Origin of the sequence: Tateyamaria sp. Alg231-49, from assembly GCF_900143535.1 — a bacterium.
In the GTDB taxonomy this organism is placed as follows: Bacteria; Pseudomonadota; Alphaproteobacteria; order Rhodobacterales; family Rhodobacteraceae; genus Tateyamaria.
This window is the reverse complement of the sequence record NZ_FRFA01000001.1, coordinates 330,388-345,573: the sequence shown is the minus strand read 5'-3', so window position 1 is coordinate 345,573 and position 15,186 is coordinate 330,388. Positions and strand designations below refer to the sequence as shown.

The 15,186-nt window shown below is 59.0% G+C and carries 17 protein-coding genes; 9 read left to right on the top strand and 8 right to left on the bottom strand.

The window, feature by feature from the left end; all coding sequences use genetic code 11:
• Window positions 1-215: 215 nt before the first annotated feature.
• Genes pgeF through lgt form a run of 3 tightly spaced genes read right to left on the bottom strand, consistent with a single transcriptional unit; the run spans window position 216 to window position 2,919 of the window.
• A complete protein-coding gene (gene pgeF, locus DHN60_RS01645) occupies window positions 216-971 on the bottom strand; it encodes a peptidoglycan editing factor PgeF (RefSeq protein WP_108835512.1) in 756 nt (251 codons plus the stop codon).
• Window positions 968-2,026, bottom strand: a complete 1,059-nt coding sequence (locus DHN60_RS01640; protein WP_108835511.1) for a class I SAM-dependent methyltransferase — start codon at window positions 2,024-2,026, stop codon at window positions 968-970. The genes pgeF and DHN60_RS01640 overlap by 4 nt, the downstream gene beginning before the upstream one ends.
• On the bottom strand, window positions 2,023-2,919 hold the full coding sequence (gene lgt, locus DHN60_RS01635) for a prolipoprotein diacylglyceryl transferase (protein WP_108835510.1): 897 nt from the start codon (window positions 2,917-2,919) through the stop codon (window positions 2,023-2,025). Before lgt ends, DHN60_RS01640 begins: the two co-directional genes overlap by 4 nt.
• Window positions 2,920-3,014: 95 nt before the next feature.
• Here lgt and DHN60_RS01630 point away from each other — a divergent pair, with 95 nt between their 5' ends.
• Together DHN60_RS01630 and DHN60_RS01625 are read left to right on the top strand one after the other, a co-directional pair.
• Window positions 3,015-3,260 (top strand): accessory factor UbiK family protein, encoded by a 246-nt coding sequence (locus DHN60_RS01630; protein WP_108835509.1) that lies wholly within the window; start codon window positions 3,015-3,017, stop codon window positions 3,258-3,260.
• A gap of 443 nt (window positions 3,261-3,703) precedes the next feature.
• Window positions 3,704-4,096, top strand: a complete 393-nt coding sequence (locus DHN60_RS01625; RefSeq protein ID WP_108835508.1) for a hypothetical protein — start codon at window positions 3,704-3,706, stop codon at window positions 4,094-4,096.
• Between the two features lie 127 nt (window positions 4,097-4,223).
• Here the strand turns inward: DHN60_RS01625 and DHN60_RS01620 are convergent, their stop codons facing one another.
• Window positions 4,224-4,652 carry a VPLPA-CTERM sorting domain-containing protein gene (locus DHN60_RS01620; RefSeq protein WP_108835507.1) on the bottom strand — a complete coding sequence of 143 codons (429 nt, stop codon included), beginning with the start codon at window positions 4,650-4,652 and terminating at the stop codon, window positions 4,224-4,226.
• Between the two features lie 42 nt (window positions 4,653-4,694).
• The gene (locus DHN60_RS01615; protein ID WP_108835506.1) at window positions 4,695-4,919 is read right to left on the bottom strand and encodes a hypothetical protein; all 225 of its coding nucleotides are present in this window, start codon (window positions 4,917-4,919) and stop codon (window positions 4,695-4,697) included.
• A 652-nt stretch (window positions 4,920-5,571) separates the two neighbouring features.
• On the opposite strand from DHN60_RS01615, the gene DHN60_RS01605 reads away from it, so the two are divergent.
• Genes DHN60_RS01605 through DHN60_RS01590 form a run of 4 tightly spaced genes read left to right on the top strand, consistent with a single transcriptional unit; the run spans window position 5,572 to window position 8,204 of the window.
• Window positions 5,572-6,072 (top strand): YbjN domain-containing protein, encoded by a 501-nt coding sequence (locus DHN60_RS01605; RefSeq protein WP_108835504.1) that lies wholly within the window; start codon window positions 5,572-5,574, stop codon window positions 6,070-6,072.
• A gap of 35 nt (window positions 6,073-6,107) precedes the next feature.
• A complete protein-coding gene (gene proC, locus DHN60_RS01600) occupies window positions 6,108-6,920 on the top strand; it encodes a pyrroline-5-carboxylate reductase (RefSeq protein WP_108835503.1) in 813 nt (270 codons plus the stop codon).
• Window positions 6,913-7,251, top strand: a complete 339-nt coding sequence (locus DHN60_RS01595) for a tRNA-binding protein (protein WP_108835502.1) — start codon at window positions 6,913-6,915, stop codon at window positions 7,249-7,251. Before proC ends, DHN60_RS01595 begins: the two co-directional genes overlap by 8 nt.
• A gap of 23 nt (window positions 7,252-7,274) precedes the next feature.
• Window positions 7,275-8,204, top strand: coding sequence for a D-glycerate dehydrogenase (locus tag DHN60_RS01590; RefSeq protein WP_255415544.1), 930 nt, complete (start codon window positions 7,275-7,277; stop codon window positions 8,202-8,204).
• Between the two features lie 40 nt (window positions 8,205-8,244).
• On the opposite strand, the gene DHN60_RS01585 is transcribed toward DHN60_RS01590, so the two are convergent.
• Window positions 8,245-8,826, bottom strand: coding sequence for a thymidine kinase (locus DHN60_RS01585; protein WP_108835894.1), 582 nt, complete (start codon window positions 8,824-8,826; stop codon window positions 8,245-8,247).
• Between the two features lie 801 nt (window positions 8,827-9,627).
• Between DHN60_RS01585 and DHN60_RS01580 the strand changes: the two genes are divergently transcribed.
• From DHN60_RS01580 to DHN60_RS01570, 3 genes are all read left to right on the top strand, one after another.
• Window positions 9,628-10,086 (top strand): hypothetical protein, encoded by a 459-nt coding sequence (locus DHN60_RS01580; RefSeq protein WP_108835500.1) that lies wholly within the window; start codon window positions 9,628-9,630, stop codon window positions 10,084-10,086.
• The gene (arsH, locus tag DHN60_RS01575) at window positions 10,079-10,807 is read left to right on the top strand and encodes an arsenical resistance protein ArsH (RefSeq protein ID WP_108835499.1); all 729 of its coding nucleotides are present in this window, start codon (window positions 10,079-10,081) and stop codon (window positions 10,805-10,807) included. Before DHN60_RS01580 ends, arsH begins: the two co-directional genes overlap by 8 nt.
• Before the next feature lie 174 nt (window positions 10,808-10,981).
• A complete protein-coding gene (locus DHN60_RS01570) occupies window positions 10,982-12,913 on the top strand; it encodes a patatin-like phospholipase family protein (RefSeq protein ID WP_108835498.1) in 1,932 nt (643 codons plus the stop codon).
• On the opposite strand, the gene DHN60_RS01565 is transcribed toward DHN60_RS01570, so the two are convergent.
• Both DHN60_RS01565 and DHN60_RS01560 read right to left on the bottom strand, forming a co-directional pair.
• Window positions 12,874-14,001 (bottom strand): beta-ketoacyl-ACP synthase III, encoded by a 1,128-nt coding sequence (locus tag DHN60_RS01565; protein WP_108835497.1) that lies wholly within the window; start codon window positions 13,999-14,001, stop codon window positions 12,874-12,876. The two genes, DHN60_RS01570 and DHN60_RS01565, sit on opposite strands and share 40 nt — an antisense overlap.
• Before the next feature lie 79 nt (window positions 14,002-14,080).
• Window positions 14,081-15,169 carry a class I SAM-dependent methyltransferase gene (locus DHN60_RS01560; RefSeq protein ID WP_108835496.1) on the bottom strand — a complete coding sequence of 363 codons (1,089 nt, stop codon included), beginning with the start codon at window positions 15,167-15,169 and terminating at the stop codon, window positions 14,081-14,083.
• Between the last annotated feature and the right edge of the window lie 17 nt (window positions 15,170-15,186).

Below are 15,186 nucleotides of genomic sequence, written 5' to 3'. Positions count from 1 at the left end.
TTGCCCGCCTCAAACACAGAATGGCGTTGCAATCGGGCGTGTTTTTGACGCTGCCGCGCGATTTTCGAAAATTTGAGTAAAACCATCTGGTCAATCATGGCGGGGCGCGAACGTTGCAAAAACCCTTAGTTATCTGGGCTTCGCCCGATGCATTTGTGCGAAACAGGAAACAATGGGGCGCTGTTGAGGCAATTTTTGCCCCGACTGTGCCGCGATCACAGCACGATGGCCGAGATCAGCCGTCCGTAATCGGGATCCTTGGCGTGCACTGACCGGCGGTACGAATAGAACCGGTCGGCGTCGTAATACGTGCAGTGCCGGGTCCATTCAGCGGACCCCACCCCGGCGGCGCGCAACCGCGCCAACCCATAGCCGGGCAGGTCAAAATGCATCCGGTCCCCGTCACCACCTGCGAAAAAATGTGTGTTGTCGGGATCTTCATCCAGAAAGGTGTCAAAGAACTCGGGGCCCACTTCGTAAGCGCGCTGGCTGATCGCAGGGCCGATGACGGCGTGGATGTTTTCGCGGTTGGCCCCGAGGGCGACCATCGCGTCCACCGTTGTCTCAAGCACGCCCCCTTGTGCGCCTTTCCAGCCGGCATGGGCGGCCCCGATGACGCCTGCCTGCGCGTCGGCGAATAACACAGGTTGGCAATCCGCACTTAACACGGTCAACGCAATCCCTGGTGTGGCCGTGACCAGTGCGTCAGCGCGAGGCTTTTCAGTCTGCGGACCGGTGACATGGATCGCGTCGCTTGAGTGTATTTGGTGCACGCTTGCAAGATGGTCCTCGGGGACGTCAAGCGCGGCCGCCACGCGGCTTCGGTTGATGGCCACGATTTCGGTCTGATCGGTGCTGCCGGTGCCGCAATTCAGCCCCTCAAACACGCCCGACGACGCCCCACCTTTGCGCGTGAAAAAGCCGTGGCGCAGGGGCGCGAGAGTGTCGGCAGTTAGGATTTCAAGTGTCATGGCTCCAATCCGGGCGGGGGCGGTGCATCTGCGGGGTAGAGACCCAGCACCTTGAACAGGTTTCCCATTTCATCGGGGTGCGTCAACCGCCGATGTGCTGCAATATGGGCATTTAGGGTCGCCCCGGTCATCTCACCGGCGAGTGTTTGCGCACGATTGGTGATCCCAAGCCGTTCCAGAAAGACGCCCTGGGGGGTCAGACGCGTGAAAGCCGCCGGGGCGGCAGCGGTGCCTAGGGCCTCGAAATCCACATGTGTGGTCAGGTCGGCTGTGCCGGGGGCATCCAGTGGGTCAACGGGGGCGTGCCCGCGCAAGGCTTGCAGTGTATCCCCAAGGCTGCGCCATTCGCCGTAGTCGATGATCAGTGCAGCACCACCCTTGGCCACGCGCGCGCCGATGTCCGCAGTGATTGCTTGCGCCGGGGCGTTCAGTTCCACCAGATCACCGTCTTTTGTGTCCTCCAACCTGTGATCGAGTGCAGGTTGCGGGCCGACGGGCGAGAGGCCGAAGGTCAGTGTTTCGTTCTTCAGACCAACACTGCGTTCCCGCCATCCGGTTCCATCGCGCTGAAACTGACGCACAGGCAGGGCGTCAAAAAACTCGTTCGCAACAAGCCAGAGGGGGAGATCGGGCAGGTCGGCCACCGTGTCGGTCCATGTCGGTGAAAAATGAACCAGTGTCTCTGCCTGCCGTGCCTTGAGGATGGGCGAGGCTTCGACCAGCACGATGCGGGCACCATTGTGGAACCCGGGCACCTGCGCTGTCGCCCGCAGGATGTCGGCCATCAAAGTGCCGCGTCCCGGGCCGAGCTCTGCCAGTGTGAAGGGGGCCGGTGATCCCTGATCCAGCCAGCTTTGCGCAAGGCACAGGCCGATCAATTCGCCAAACATCTGGCTGATTTCGGGGGCGGTCGTGAAATCCCCATCGGTGCCAAACGGGTCGCGGGTGCTGTAGTATCCGAAGGTCGGGTGCAGGAGTGCCGTGCTCATGTAGTCCGCGACGGTGATTGGTCCCGAGGTCGCAATACGCGCCGCCAGATCCTGCTGCAACGTCATGCAGCGGGCACTCCGATCCGACGGGCGCGCTGGATCAGGAACAGACCCAGCAGGATCATCGGCAGTGACAAGAGCTGCCCCATGGTCAGTCCGTAGCCGCCCACATGCCACGCCAGCCCCAAGGGGTTGGCAGGCCCGACAAATTGCGCATCCGGTTGACGGACGAATTCAACGGCAAAGCGGGACAGCCCGTATCCGGCAAGGAACGTGCCACAGACCAGACCGGGCCGCTTGAACGCATCGCGCCGCCACACCATCCACAAGAGCACGATGAGGAGCACCAATCCTTCAAGAAAGGCCTCATAAAGCTGCGAAGGGTGGCGCGCACAGGCGCCGACGATCTGCGGGCAGTATTGTGCGGCTTGCCCTGGAAATATCACGCCCCAAGGCAGTTCGGTGGGTCGCCCCCACAGCTCTGCATTGATGAAATTGGCGATCCGGCCAAGCAGTAGGCCCGGTGGTACGCCCAAAGCGATCGCGTCTGCCGCGCTCAGCTGTGGGATATTGTGGCGGCGCGTGTAGAGGAAGGCCGCCAGCACAACGCCCAAGAGGCCGCCATGAAAGGCCATGCCGCCCTCCCAGATCGCGAGGATTGCGAACGGATTTTCGAGGTACACGCCGGGTTGGTAAAACAGCACGTAGCCCAGACGCCCACCCAACAATACGCCGAGAATGATCCAAGTCAGCATGTCTTCGATCTGTGCGGGGGTCATCACAGGCTGCTGATTGGGCCAAAGCCGCGGGGTCTTGACCGCCATCACCACCAGCCGCCAGCCGATTATGATCCCCACGATATAGGCCAGCGCATACCAGCGCAGGGCCAGATCCATGCCGAACAGCGAGATTGAAAAGATCTCGGGCGAGATGTTGGGGAAGGGGAGGAGCGCGTTCATCTGCGTCTGAATGCCTCTGGCTGCAGGCAAGGTCAAGCTTGCCCCGTGGGCACGAGGCCCCCATATAGAGATCAATTGTGAACAGGAGACGACAGATGCAGGCACGTGGCAAGATTTTCGACGATATCTCGCAACTGATGACCAACGCGATGGGTGTGGCCCAAGGCGCGCGGGACGAAGCAGAAACGGCGATGAAGTCGATGATGGACCGCTGGCTCGCGGATCGGGATTTCGTCACCCGCGAAGAATTCGACGCGGTCCGCGCGATGGCGCAAAAGGCGCGCGAAGAGAATGAGGCGCTAAAGGCGCGTCTGGATGCGATGGACGCAGCGTCCAAGTAAGCCGTTCGGCTTTCCGTGGCATGGCCTCTTCAGCAGTGGGTCGGGCCACGTCACGTTTCGCCCGCCGCAGGAAAGGGTGCTTTGGCACGCTTCAGCGTTGCAGGGCTCTGGCCGTGCGGGCTGATCGGGGGCCCCGTAACCCGCCTTGGCCATCTTAGGGACAGACCGCCTGAGCGGTGGCTATCACCGCGACCCCTCGAACTTTTGATTAGATCGATGCGTGCCGCGCCGATATCGAACGGATGGCAAAGCAGTCGGGGTGGCATGCGTTTTTCGCGTTGTGCCAATTCGTCCAAGCACAAGGAAAACTGGTTGTCAGGCGACTAGGAGGGCAGGTCTGGTCGACTGACCCGAAACGGCTTGTGCTCTCAAAATAGCATCACAGGACATCCAGTTGTCTGCTTCACCCGTATCTTTTTAAAACATGATGTGGAGGATCCTTGATGGCCTTGTTGCGTACTTGCCTTGCCGTTTTTGCCCTGACCGTACTTGCGTTGCCCGCTCAGGCAGAGTTGAGCACATCTGATGCCGCGTCCATCGAAGCCACAAAGGGGCTGCGCCTTTTGTCCTCGGACGGCGCTGTGATTGGTGTCGCGGACGGCATTTCTGTGAACAACGACCGGGTGTATATGTTCCTTCTGGCAAAGGGTGGCTCGATCTTTGCTGTTCGAGCGGGTGGAAAGGACATCGTCGTCCAAACCAAAACCAGACTGCTGACGCTGCAGGGCAATGATCTGATCATTGACGCCAGCGCGCAGCAGATCAGGAACGAGGCCAACATGTCTTTTTCTGACGACAGCTCGCCGATCGAGATTGTGTTGTTTAAACCTATCTAGCGCGGTCTGGTGTCATACCACGAACACGCTGTGCGCCTCGGACGTTGGTTCTGTCGGTGCCTTGTAAATGAAAAAGGCCGCACCCAAGTGCGGCCCTTTCAAATGTTGCAGATCAGCGTTGGGTTGATCAAACGTGCGATTTACTTTTGCGGCGGCGCAGTGCGGCCAGACCGCCAAGTCCACCAAGAAGCATAAAGCCTGCCGCAGGGATCGGAACGGCGGATATCTTGAGGTCGTAAAGTGCAACCGCGCCCGACGTCGGTCTGAGCGATCCATCCACTGTCAAAGTGTATTCGACGTTCCCCAAACCGGAGAAGATAAATCCATCGGTTGTATTGCTGGCCAATACGTCAGTTACAAATGTTTTTGAAACGGTCGATCCACCGCCTGACAGAGAAAAGGAGACATTTTTAACCGTGGTACCGGCAACAGGGTTTCCGCCTTTTGCCACCTGACCCACAAGGCCGGACAGTGTTTCGTACCCAGAATCCGGGTCCACAAGATCCGACGAAGTGAGGCCTGCCGCTAGCTGATAACCATCCAGATCGAATTCCACATTAAACGCACCCGAAAAAGCGAAAGTGTGGGAAAATACATCTTACGACGACACAATCCGACCGTGCAGCTGCAAAACATCGTCACTTTCAAAACTGCCAAGGGCAAATCCACCGGGGATTGGCGAGTCTTCTAGATCCGACGAGTCAGCAACCAGTTTGCGGTTTTGTCCGTTGCCTTCTGTGTACGTGACCGTTGCCGCTGACGCACCAGTCGCCATGATGGCAGATGTGATTACGACAGACGCAAACTTGGAAACCAGATTCATTTTAAAGTCCTCAAAACTACTACGCGCCGAAAAGACGGTCGAACAAATAGTCTGAATGCGACTCTTCAGTCCTCCGCGCAAGCTGAATCAGGCAAAATTGCGGCAGTTTCACGTCATGGTGGTGACCGCATGTGATTTCACGGACAATCGCGCAGAAATCTCCGCATTGTCCCATCAATAATAGCGCCCTCGGTGGCTTGAGAGAATCGGCGAACGAGTTGATGGCTATCCGTGCGCGTAGGCTTTATCCCCTATGAATCAGGGGCGGTTCCTGCGTCAGATCGTCAACGCGTTGCTCTGTTCAGGGGTGGTTTTTAACAGTCCATCTGATGGCCTTGGCGCATGTCTGCCCTTCTTCATCGCTGTGAGACTGGTGCCGTGCTCCTTGCCGCACAGTTGTCTGACCTTCAGTCCATTTTGGCGATGTTGGGTCACGCCAGACCATCGCCAGCGCTCTGCCCTCATATTGCGCCCAACGGCGCTTTGTCCCCAACTTATTGCGGTTATCCCCAAATAAAGGGTTGCCAGACGCCATGGGCGCGGTCACCATATATCGTAGAGGCACGGGGAATAGCCCCGGTTTCTAGAGCAGGCACCTAGCGCTTGGGGCGCTGCCAGCCCCCATCGCTACTAGCGAATAAGAGGTGGCACCATGGCCCTTTCCGAGCAGTTCCTGGACGATGACATCCATCCCATCGATATCGTCGAGCACATCGCCGAACATCACGAGTGGGATTTCGACCGTATTGCAGATGATCAGATCGCAATGGCCGTTGAGGGCCAATGGCGAACATATTCTCTCACGCTGGCATGGTCGGGCTATGACGAAACACTGCGCATGGTGTGCACCTTCGAGATGGAGCCAACCGAAGAAAAACGCGCCGCGCTTTATGAACTGCTCAACCTGATCAACGATCAGTGCTGGGCCGGGTCCTTCACCTATTGGGAAGAGCAAAAGCTGATGGTTTACCGGTATGGTTTGGTCCTTAGCGGTGGTCAGGTGGCATCTGCCGAGCAGATCGACACCATGATCGGCGCTGCGGTGATGAGCGCCGAGCGTTACTATCCCGCCCTGCAATTGCTGATCTGGGGTGACCGTACGCCCAAGGATGCCATTCAGGTCGCCATTGCAGAGGCCTATGGCCGCGCGTAACCTCTCGCCCTGAGATGACTTGGGGAACTGAATAGATGAAAAAGACGCGGATCGCAGCCCAGGGCCTTGTGCTTCTGGGCTGTGGCAAGATGGGGTCGGCGATGCTGGCCGGATGGCTGGAACGCGGGTTGCCAGCTGACAAGGTATGGGTGATCGAGCCCGTTCCGTCGCTGTGGTTGCGCGGGACAGGTGTGCATATCAACGCCCAGTTGCCCGAGGCGCCCGCCGTGGTTCTTGTGGCCGTCAAACCCCAAATGATGGGGGACGCGCTGCCTGCCATTTCGGCGCTGGGCGGGGGCGAAACGGTGTTTGTCTCGGTGGCGGCAGGTACGTCCTTGGCTTCTTTTGAGGCGGCATTTGGAGCCGACACCCCAATCGTGCGCGCGATGCCCAACACGCCAGCCGCCATTGGGCGCGGTATTACGGCGATCTGTGCCAATGCCGCCGGGCAGGGCGCGTTGGATGAGGCGGCGGAACTGTTGTCTGCGGTTGGTGACGTCGTCCGATTGGAGGGCGAGGCGCAGATGGACGCGGTCACGGGCGTCAGCGGCTCTGGCCCGGCCTATGTTTTTCATCTGATCGAAACGCTGGCGGCGGGCGGTGTGGCGCAGGGGTTGTCGCCGGACCTTGCGATGCAACTGGCCAAAGCCACCGTCGCGGGGGCAGGGGCCTTGGCGATGCAATCGGATGATGATCCAGCGCAATTGCGCGTCAACGTAACAAGCCCAAATGGCACCACACAGGCCGCGTTGGAAGTATTGATGGATGAGGCTTCGGGCTTGCCCGTTCTGTTGCCCCGGGCCGTTGCGGCGGCCACCAAACGATCCAAGGAGTTGTCCCGTGGCTGAGATCGAATTTGATGATTTTCTGAAAGTGGATGTGCGGGTGGGCCGCGTGCTGCGGGCAGAACCCTTTCCAGAGGCGCGCAAACCCGCGATCAAGATGTGGGTCGATTTCGGGCCTGAGTTGGGTGAACGCAAGACGTCCGCGCAGATCACAGTGCACTATGACCCGGAGGAGCTGGTCGGGCGGCAGGTGATGGCAGTGGTGAATTTCCCCCCGCGCCAGATTGGCCCCTTTATGTCCGAGGTGCTTGTGCTTGGCTTTCCTGATGCGGATGGGGCGATTGTGCTGGCCACGCCGGACAAGGACGTACCAACGGGGGGGCGGCTCCATTGACTCGGCTTTGGATCACACGGCCCTTGCCAGATAACGTGGTTGCAGCGGCCCATGCGTGTTGTGACGAGGTTGTTGTGCGCAGCGAGACATTGCCTTTGACGGATGCAGAGTTGCGCGCGGCCCTTTCCGACTTTGATATAGTACTGCCCACGCTGGGGGATCAGTTTTCGGCGGCGGTGTTTGCGGATGTGTCGAACCCGCGCTGTAAGCTGCTCGCCAATTTCGGTGTCGGGTACAACCATATCGACGTCGCAGTCGCGCGAGCGGCCGGGATTGCCGTGACCAACACGCCCGGAGCTGTGACGGACGCCACGGCGGACATCGCTGTGATGCTGATGCTGATGTCGGCGCGCCGCGCGGGCGAGGGCGAGCGCATGGTACGCAGCAATAACTGGCCCGGATGGCATCCGACCCAAATGCTGGGCCTTCACATGAGCGGTAAGCGGGTTGGTATCGTTGGTATGGGTCGGATCGGACAGGCCATCGCGCGGCGTTGCCATTTTGGGTTTGAGATGGACGTGCACTACGTGAACCGGTCCGAAAAAGTCCTCGATTTTCCTGCAACCCGTGCGCCTGATCTTTTGGCTCTCGCTCGGACTGTTGATTTTGTTGTGACCGCGGTGCCCGGTGGGGCGCAGACCCGGCACTTGATCGGGGCAGATGTGCTTGGGGCGATGCAAAGCCACGCGCATCTGATCAACATTGCACGCGGGGATGTGGTGGATGAGGCGGCGTTGATTGCCGCCCTGAAGGCCGGACAGATTGGTGGTGCGGGCCTTGATGTTTACGAGCGCGAACCCGAGGTGCCAGAGGCGCTGCGCGTGTTGGATAACGTGACACTGCTGCCGCATTTGGGGACGGCTGCGCTTGAAGTGCGTGTAGATATGGGGCTGATGGCCGTACGCAACGTGGCGGCGTTTTGTGCCGGTGAGGCGCTGCCCAACCCCGTCTGATTGGTCGCGGTCCTGCCGGGCGGAGTGTTTTACGCCCTGCTCAGTCCTCGGCCATCGCTTCGCGCCAGTGCCGACGGCACAGGGACACGTAGGTGTCATTGCCCCCGATTTGCACCTGCGCGCCACCGGCTTGCGTTCGCCCATCGGCGTCCCGGCGGATGACCATTGTCGCTTTCTTTCCACAGTGGCAGATGGTGCGCACCTCGCGCATCTCGTCTGCGAGGGCCAACAGGGTGGCCGAGCCGGGAAAGAGCTTGCCCAGAAAATCCACACGCAAGCCATAACACATCACCGGCAGATTCAGATCATCGACGGCGCGGGCAAGTTGCCAGACCTGATCTTCGGTCAGAAACTGAGCCTCATCCACAAAGACACAAGCCACAGGCCCTGCGGCCAGCTGTTTGGTGAGACGGTCAAACAGATCATCAGCAGGGGTAAACATATCCGCCTCAGACCCGATGCCGATACGCGATGCGATTCGACCCGCGCCTGCACGGTCATCAAGGCGCGCGGTCAGTAGATAAGGCACCATGCCGCGTTCACGGTAGTTGTGCGCGGCCTGTAGCAGCACAGTCGACTTGCCTGCGTTCATGGTGGAGTAATTGAAGTAGAGCTTTGCCACAATGCGAAGCCTTTTCATGTGGTTAAAGGCAGCTTCATCTAATCCATTGCGACATACAAGGACAATACTCGACAGAATGCTTATTCGTCGCGGCGCTGCTTTCCCCTCAGTCGCACGCGCAGGGGATCTGGAAGAGGGCGCGTCGGGACAGGGTAAACACGATGTGGGGAAATAGCTGCGCGGGACAAATCATGACTATCGGGAGCCACTGGCCTGCCCCGCGCAACCAAGGACACTTCCGTGAGTGGTTTGGCCCTTTCGCTGCATATGAGGCACAGAGCGCGCCTGTACTTTTGAATGCTGGCCAAAAACTTGTGAATGTCTGCCAATTTAACTTGTGATGCTGCTTGGAGTGATACGTCGCCACGAAAGCCCGGCTGCCATCTGGCCATTGCCGGTCCAGCAATGGGCGGGCCCGAGGACGCGTTGCACCTGTGGTTGGGCAAGTCATATCCTCGGACCGCGATCGGTTCATTGTTACTATTGGGGCAGGCGGGTGAATGCAGAAATTGCACCCGTTCATTTTGGGGATGAGCCTGCCCCGGTACGCGTTACGTCCGACGGATCTGCCTGTCTTGCTGCTGGATTGCTCCGGCCTGCCACTCCCACTTGGCAGAAGACTAAAAGCAGACCCCACCTTATCCCGGTGATGGGACCACCAGTTACTCGTTACGTCCCGGAACCCTTGGGACCATTTACAAATGACATTTGCTTTCGAGTTGATTAATGGGAAAAGACCGGATCGTTTCCCCGCACGCGGGGGTTGTGGCGATTAGTTTTGGGAAACGAGGGGCGCACTGTATGGCCGGATTTGGAAGCTATCTGAAAAAGCACACCGAGGCACTGGTGAAGGACGTCGGCATCGAGCCCGCTTGCGGCCTGACGGGTAAATCCAAGGCCACGCTTGGGCGTTACTATTCTGATAATCCTGAACATGCTGATCGGTTCATGCCAATTGATGCGGTGGCCGCTCTTGAGAAAGACGCAAGCTATCCGCATGTGACCAGCGCGCTGGCCGAATTGCAGGGCAATACTCTCAGCCATGATGACCGCCGTCCCAATGACGAACGAGCCGGAGGTGTGAACAGCGATGTGATCGCGCTCAGCCAGCGGTTTGCGATGTTGATGAGTGAATATCAGCAATCCATCGAGGACGGGATCATCACCGTAAACGAAGCCAAGCGGCTGTTGAAAGAAACGACGCTGCTGCAACAGGTGCTGATCGACATGAAACTGCATCTGGAAGAAGAAAGTGGTTGAACAGACCGGCGCGGACGATCTGCCCGCGCTTGTCGCAGCGGCCCTGCCTCAGATCGACACCGAGGCATTGCGCGCCAAAGGCGATCCCGGCCATCCGCCACGTATTCTGCTGCTTTACGGATCATTGCGCCCAGAAAGCTATTCGCGCCGTGCCGCCGAAGAGAGCGCACGCATCTTGCGTCATCTGGGCTGCGAGACCCGCATATTCGACCCCACGGGTCTGCCGCAGGTTGATGCCGATGATGGCGCCCACCCAAAAGTCGTTGAACTGCGCGATCTGGCGGTCTGGGCCGAAGGCATGGTCTGGTCCAGTCCCGAACGCCATGGGGCCATGACCGGCTTGATCAAAAGCCAGATAGACTGGCTGCCCTTGTCATTGAAAGGCGGCATTCGCCCAACGCAAGGAAAGACGCTTGCCGTGATGCAGGTTACCGGCGGCTCGCAAAGTTTCAATGCGGTGAACCAGATGCGCATTCTGGGGCGCTGGATGCGGATGGTAACGATCCCGAACCAGTCAAGCATTCCCAAGGCGTGGCTCGAGTTCAAGAATGGCCGCCTTCCTGCGGGACCGTTTTATGCGCGTGTGGTCGATGTGATGGAAGAGCTGGTCAAGTTCACGTGGATGGTGCGGGGCCGGTCGGACTATTTGGTAAATCGTTATTCCGAACGGGTCGAAAGTGTTGAGGCGGTGCACCTGCGGGTGTCCAAAACTGACAGCTAGGCCCGGTGTGCGTCTGTTTTTGCGTCTGCGTGCAAAAAGGCGCCCGCCCACCGACCCCGGGCAATGTGCTTTTGGGGGCGGCGTTCGGATATCCCGCGCTACGCGGTATAGTAGTATCTTGCTTGAGGAGTAACTCGCGGTGCACTCTGCGCGCGAGTAAGGGGGTTTGCAAACGTGGCCAGTGAAACAAGCAATGCAGAGTTGATCGCTTTGTTGCGCGACATTGATGGGTTTGGTGCCTTGGCGCCCGAAATCCTTGAGCAGATGGCCCGCATTGCCGACTATATCGACTTGAGTCGCGGCGAGGTTCTGATCAACGAAGGGGACGCGGCCGATACGCTGTACATCGTGCTGCGCGGACGTTTTACGGTACTGCACAACGGGCGGGCCATTGCCGAGATCACCAAGGGCGAGCCGATTGGCGAGCTGGCATTTTTCGCCGGGGGCACCCGCACGGCCACAGTGGTTGCCGCGCGCGACAGTGCGATCATGTGTCTGAGCCGTGCGGCCTATGATGATCTTGCCGCTGCCACGCCTGCGCTGGCCAATGGCATTCTGGCGGCTGTCTCGCAGCGTCTGGCGCGCACTATTCCGGCCACGCCGCATTTGCGTCCTGAATCGGGTCACGTCTGCGCGATGTTCCCGGGCGGAGCCGGTGCCGTCATCAGCCCGGCTTTTGTTGCGGGCATCTGTGCGAGTTTTGAGGGGGAGGCGCGCTGGAAAGTAATAGAGGCGGGGGATTGTGCTCCGGACCTGCTGAAGGACGCTCGCGCCTTGGCCGCATGGCTCGAAGAACAAGAAGCGGCTTACGGTAATCTGCTGTTGATTTGCGCGGATCCCAAGGAAAACCCCATTTGGCAGAGGGTCACAGCCAACAACTCTGACACCATCATGATCATCGCGCCCAAAGAAGGAACGTTTGGCCCCGAGGATGCGCCATCTGATCTGGAACGTGCGATCTATGATGCGACGTTGCCGGCGCATCTTCATGTGGTGTTGCACAGACCAAAAGCAGGCGACAGCACCGCGCAAACGGCCAAATGGCTAGAGGGGCGGCCCGTGCGTTTGCACCACCATCTGGCACTGGATTCAGAGCTGGATTTTGCCCGTATCGCCCGCTTTGTGCGCGGAGAAGCGATTGGTCTGGTGATGTGTGGCGGGGGGGCCTATGGCACTGCGCATCTGGGAGTGGTCAAGGCACTGCACGAGCATGGTTACACCTTCGATTTTGTCGGCGGAACCAGTGTAGGCGCGGCCATGGCTGGGGCAATCGCTTTGGGGTATGATCCAGACGAAACCATGGAGCAATGTGAGGAGATTTTCCTGCGCTCAAAAGCCATGGCGCGCCTGACGATTCCGCGGTTTTCGCTGCTCGATCACTCGGTGTTAGATGACGCATTTCGCAAACATTTCGGGATGGGCGATGTTGAGGACCTGCAGCTGAACTTTTTTGCCGTTTCCACCAGTCTTACCCACAATGATGTTTCGGTGATCCGAACAGGTCCTCTTTGGCAGGCGATCCGCGCGTCGAGTGCGATCCCAGGTATTTTCCCGCCCTTCCTGCGCAGCGACGGCGAAGTGCTGATTGATGGGGGATTGATCGACAATGTGCCGATTGGTGCCATGCGGTCGCTCAAGGCGGGATCGAACGTACTCCTGAACTTTGTCCCTGGAAAGCCGTGGAGGGTGCGTGCGAAATACGAGGACTATCCCACAAGGATGAAAGCGCTGACCACCATGATGCGCAAACCTGCGAGTGAGACGGAACGCCACCCCACCGCCTTTGCAGTTCTGGCCCGCGCGATGGTCGTCAATGCGCGCAAGCTTTTGCGCCTGACAGACATCGGTGATGACGTCTTGCTGAACATCTCTGTGCTCAAGGGTATGAGGTTCATGGACTGGAAGCGGGGGCGCGAGTTCTTTAACGTTTCCTATACTCAGGTGTCCGAGATGCTGTCGCAGATGGAAGGGCCAGACACCCATGCAGGTCGCCTTGAGCGGTTGCGCGGGGTGGCCGCAGCCATGAACGCGATGGTCGAAGAGATGCCGAGTGACGAAGGCCCGCGTCAGCCCCGCCGTTCCACAATTACTGAACCGACGGAATAGCCCGCGCCAAACGAGCAGATGATGCCAAGATCGCCGCTCTGCATGTCATCAGAATTCTGTGAGAACGCGATGATCGACCCGGCCGAAGACGTGTTGGCATAGTCCTGTAGGATGTTGGGTTGTTCGCCCGGTGCCGGATCACGGCCCAACACCTTTTTACCAATGAAATCGTTCATGGATTTGTTGGCCTGATGCAGCCAGAGCCGTTTGAGATCGCCCGCGGTGACCCCTTCATCGCCCATATGTCCGGCGATGTGGCTGCTGACCATGGGCAGCACTTCCTTGAACACTTTGCGCCCGTTTTGCATGAATTGCATGTCGCGCCGGTCCACCATTCCGGCCGGGCGTGAGCGGCGCAAATAGCCGTTGTTGTTGCGGATGTTGTTGGAAAATTCTGTCGCGCAGCGCGTTGACCTGATTTCAAAGTAGGGGCCGGTTGCGTCTTCTGCCCGCTCGATCAGCGTGGCGGTGGCCACGTCCCCAAAGATGAAATGGCAGTCGCGGTCGCGCCATTCGAGGTGGGCCGAGCAGATTTCCGGATTGACCACGAGTGCCGACTTGATGGACCCCGAACGCACCATGTCCGCCGCCGCCTGAATGCCAAATGTAGCGGACGAGCAGGCGACGTTCATGTCAAAGGCAAAGCCCTGCACGCCCAGCAATTCCTGAATTTCTATGGCCACGGCGGGGTAGGCGCGTTCAAGGTTGGACGCCGCACAGATCACAGCCCCCACATCCGCCGCCGTCTTGCCTGCCGCTGCCAATGCCTTGTTTGCGGCATCGACCCCCATTTCTGCCATGATCGACGGTTCGTCGTCGCTGCGCTGGCGCAGGACCGGATGCATAACGGCGGGATCCAGAATGCCGTCCTTGTCCATGACGTAACGGCGTTCGATGCCAGAGGCTTTGAGGATGAACTCCTCTGAAGAGTGCGCTTTGGCTTCGATCTCTCCGGCTGCAATTGCATCCGCGTTTTCCGCGTTGAACCGGTCCGCGTAGGCGTTGAATGCGACCACCAGTTCTGCGTTGGAAATGGACAATTCTGGCGTGAACACGCCGGTGCCGGTGATCGCGGGAGTGAAGGTCAAGGCGTGCCCCTTTGAGGGTGATCAGAAGTCGAGCAAACCTACAGGCGCGTTGTGGCGCCCGCAAGGGTGGGCGCTGCGTCTAGATGCGGTAGCCGTTGCGCGCACAGGCCTTCAATAGAGGTTCAAGCAGGGGGGACACCCTTGGCGGGGTTTTGTAAAAGCCGGGAACCGATGTCCCGATATGGCGGGCTGCAAAGTGCAAGTCATCGACCTCTTCCTTGCTCATACCGGTCGCATAAACATGCCCGCTCACATTGCGTGCGCCCGCTGCGTCATGGTTTGGCGTCGCCATTTCACCGGGCACGCACAGAAACGAGCCCGGGCGGGCCTGTGCCAGTATACGGGCCTCTAGCGCGATCATATCCGGGTTCGATTGCATGGGGCGAAAGTAGTAGATCACATCATAATTGCCGTAGTCTTCAAACTCGAACGCATTGCCGTGAAACAGGGTGCAGCGGTCCGCACCCAGCCCCTCAAGCACTTGGGATCCGGTTGCAAACGTGTGGGCCTCGTATTCCAATCCATGACAAACGTCGAAACAGGTGGTGGCCGCCAACACCTTGGTGCCCCCGCCGCTGCCCACATCCAGAAACCGCAAAGGGTGCGTTTTTCGTTGGGCCAGACATAACCGATAAGCAGCTCCGATAAGCGATGAAAACTGGCTCATTGGCAGCGGGATATCGCGGTACAACCCATCTTTTTCAGCGCTGGCACTTTGGGTGTGTTCGGACGGGTTGGCGATTTTGTGCAAGGCATGCATGAACAAAGCAGTCACATGATCCAGAACATCCTGCGGGCCATGGATCAACTCGGACACCTGCACGAGATCGGTGTCCGAGGGCGCGTGTTGGTGTTCAATGATGTGGCTCACGCGGGCCCAGTCCAGCAATTGACGCCGGATGGCGCGGGCGTTGGATTTCAAGTCGCGTAATGCGCGTCGGCGGGCTACGGGCAGTTTGTCCTGATCTGAGGTGTCGCGCAGAATGTCTTTGATCAGGGTCCGAAGTATGCTGTGCGAGGCGCTGGTTTTGCGCCAGGCGCGCCGCAAATCTTCGGGATCACGGATGTGTGGTGGCACATCAAGGCTGCGCGCAACTTGCCCAATGTCATCGGCCAGCCTGCGTTCCAACTCATACAATTGCGTGTCGGTTATGTCCGGATGCTGCATGGGCACGCAGTGTGGCA

What these genes read in the sequence shown, in the direction of transcription:
- pgeF (WP_108835512.1), bottom strand. Translation starts at nt 971, where the DNA reads ATGACACTTGAAATCCTAACTGCCGACACTCTCGCGCCCCTGCGCCAC.
- DHN60_RS01640 (WP_108835511.1), bottom strand. Translation starts at nt 2,026, where the DNA reads ATGACGTTGCAGCAGGATCTGGCGGCGCGTATTGCGACCTCGGGACCA.
- lgt (WP_108835510.1), bottom strand. Translation starts at nt 2,919, where the DNA reads ATGAACGCGCTCCTCCCCTTCCCCAACATCTCGCCCGAGATCTTTTCA.
- DHN60_RS01630 (WP_108835509.1), top strand. Translation starts at nt 3,015, where the DNA reads ATGCAGGCACGTGGCAAGATTTTCGACGATATCTCGCAACTGATGACC.
- DHN60_RS01625 (WP_108835508.1), top strand. Translation starts at nt 3,704, where the DNA reads ATGGCCTTGTTGCGTACTTGCCTTGCCGTTTTTGCCCTGACCGTACTT.
- DHN60_RS01615 (WP_108835506.1), bottom strand. Translation starts at nt 4,919, where the DNA reads ATGAATCTGGTTTCCAAGTTTGCGTCTGTCGTAATCACATCTGCCATC.
- DHN60_RS01605 (WP_108835504.1), top strand. Translation starts at nt 5,572, where the DNA reads ATGGCCCTTTCCGAGCAGTTCCTGGACGATGACATCCATCCCATCGAT.
- proC (WP_108835503.1), top strand. Translation starts at nt 6,108, where the DNA reads ATGAAAAAGACGCGGATCGCAGCCCAGGGCCTTGTGCTTCTGGGCTGT.
- DHN60_RS01580 (WP_108835500.1), top strand. Translation starts at nt 9,628, where the DNA reads ATGGCCGGATTTGGAAGCTATCTGAAAAAGCACACCGAGGCACTGGTG.
- DHN60_RS01560 (WP_108835496.1), bottom strand. Translation starts at nt 15,169, where the DNA reads ATGCAGCATCCGGACATAACCGACACGCAATTGTATGAGTTGGAACGC.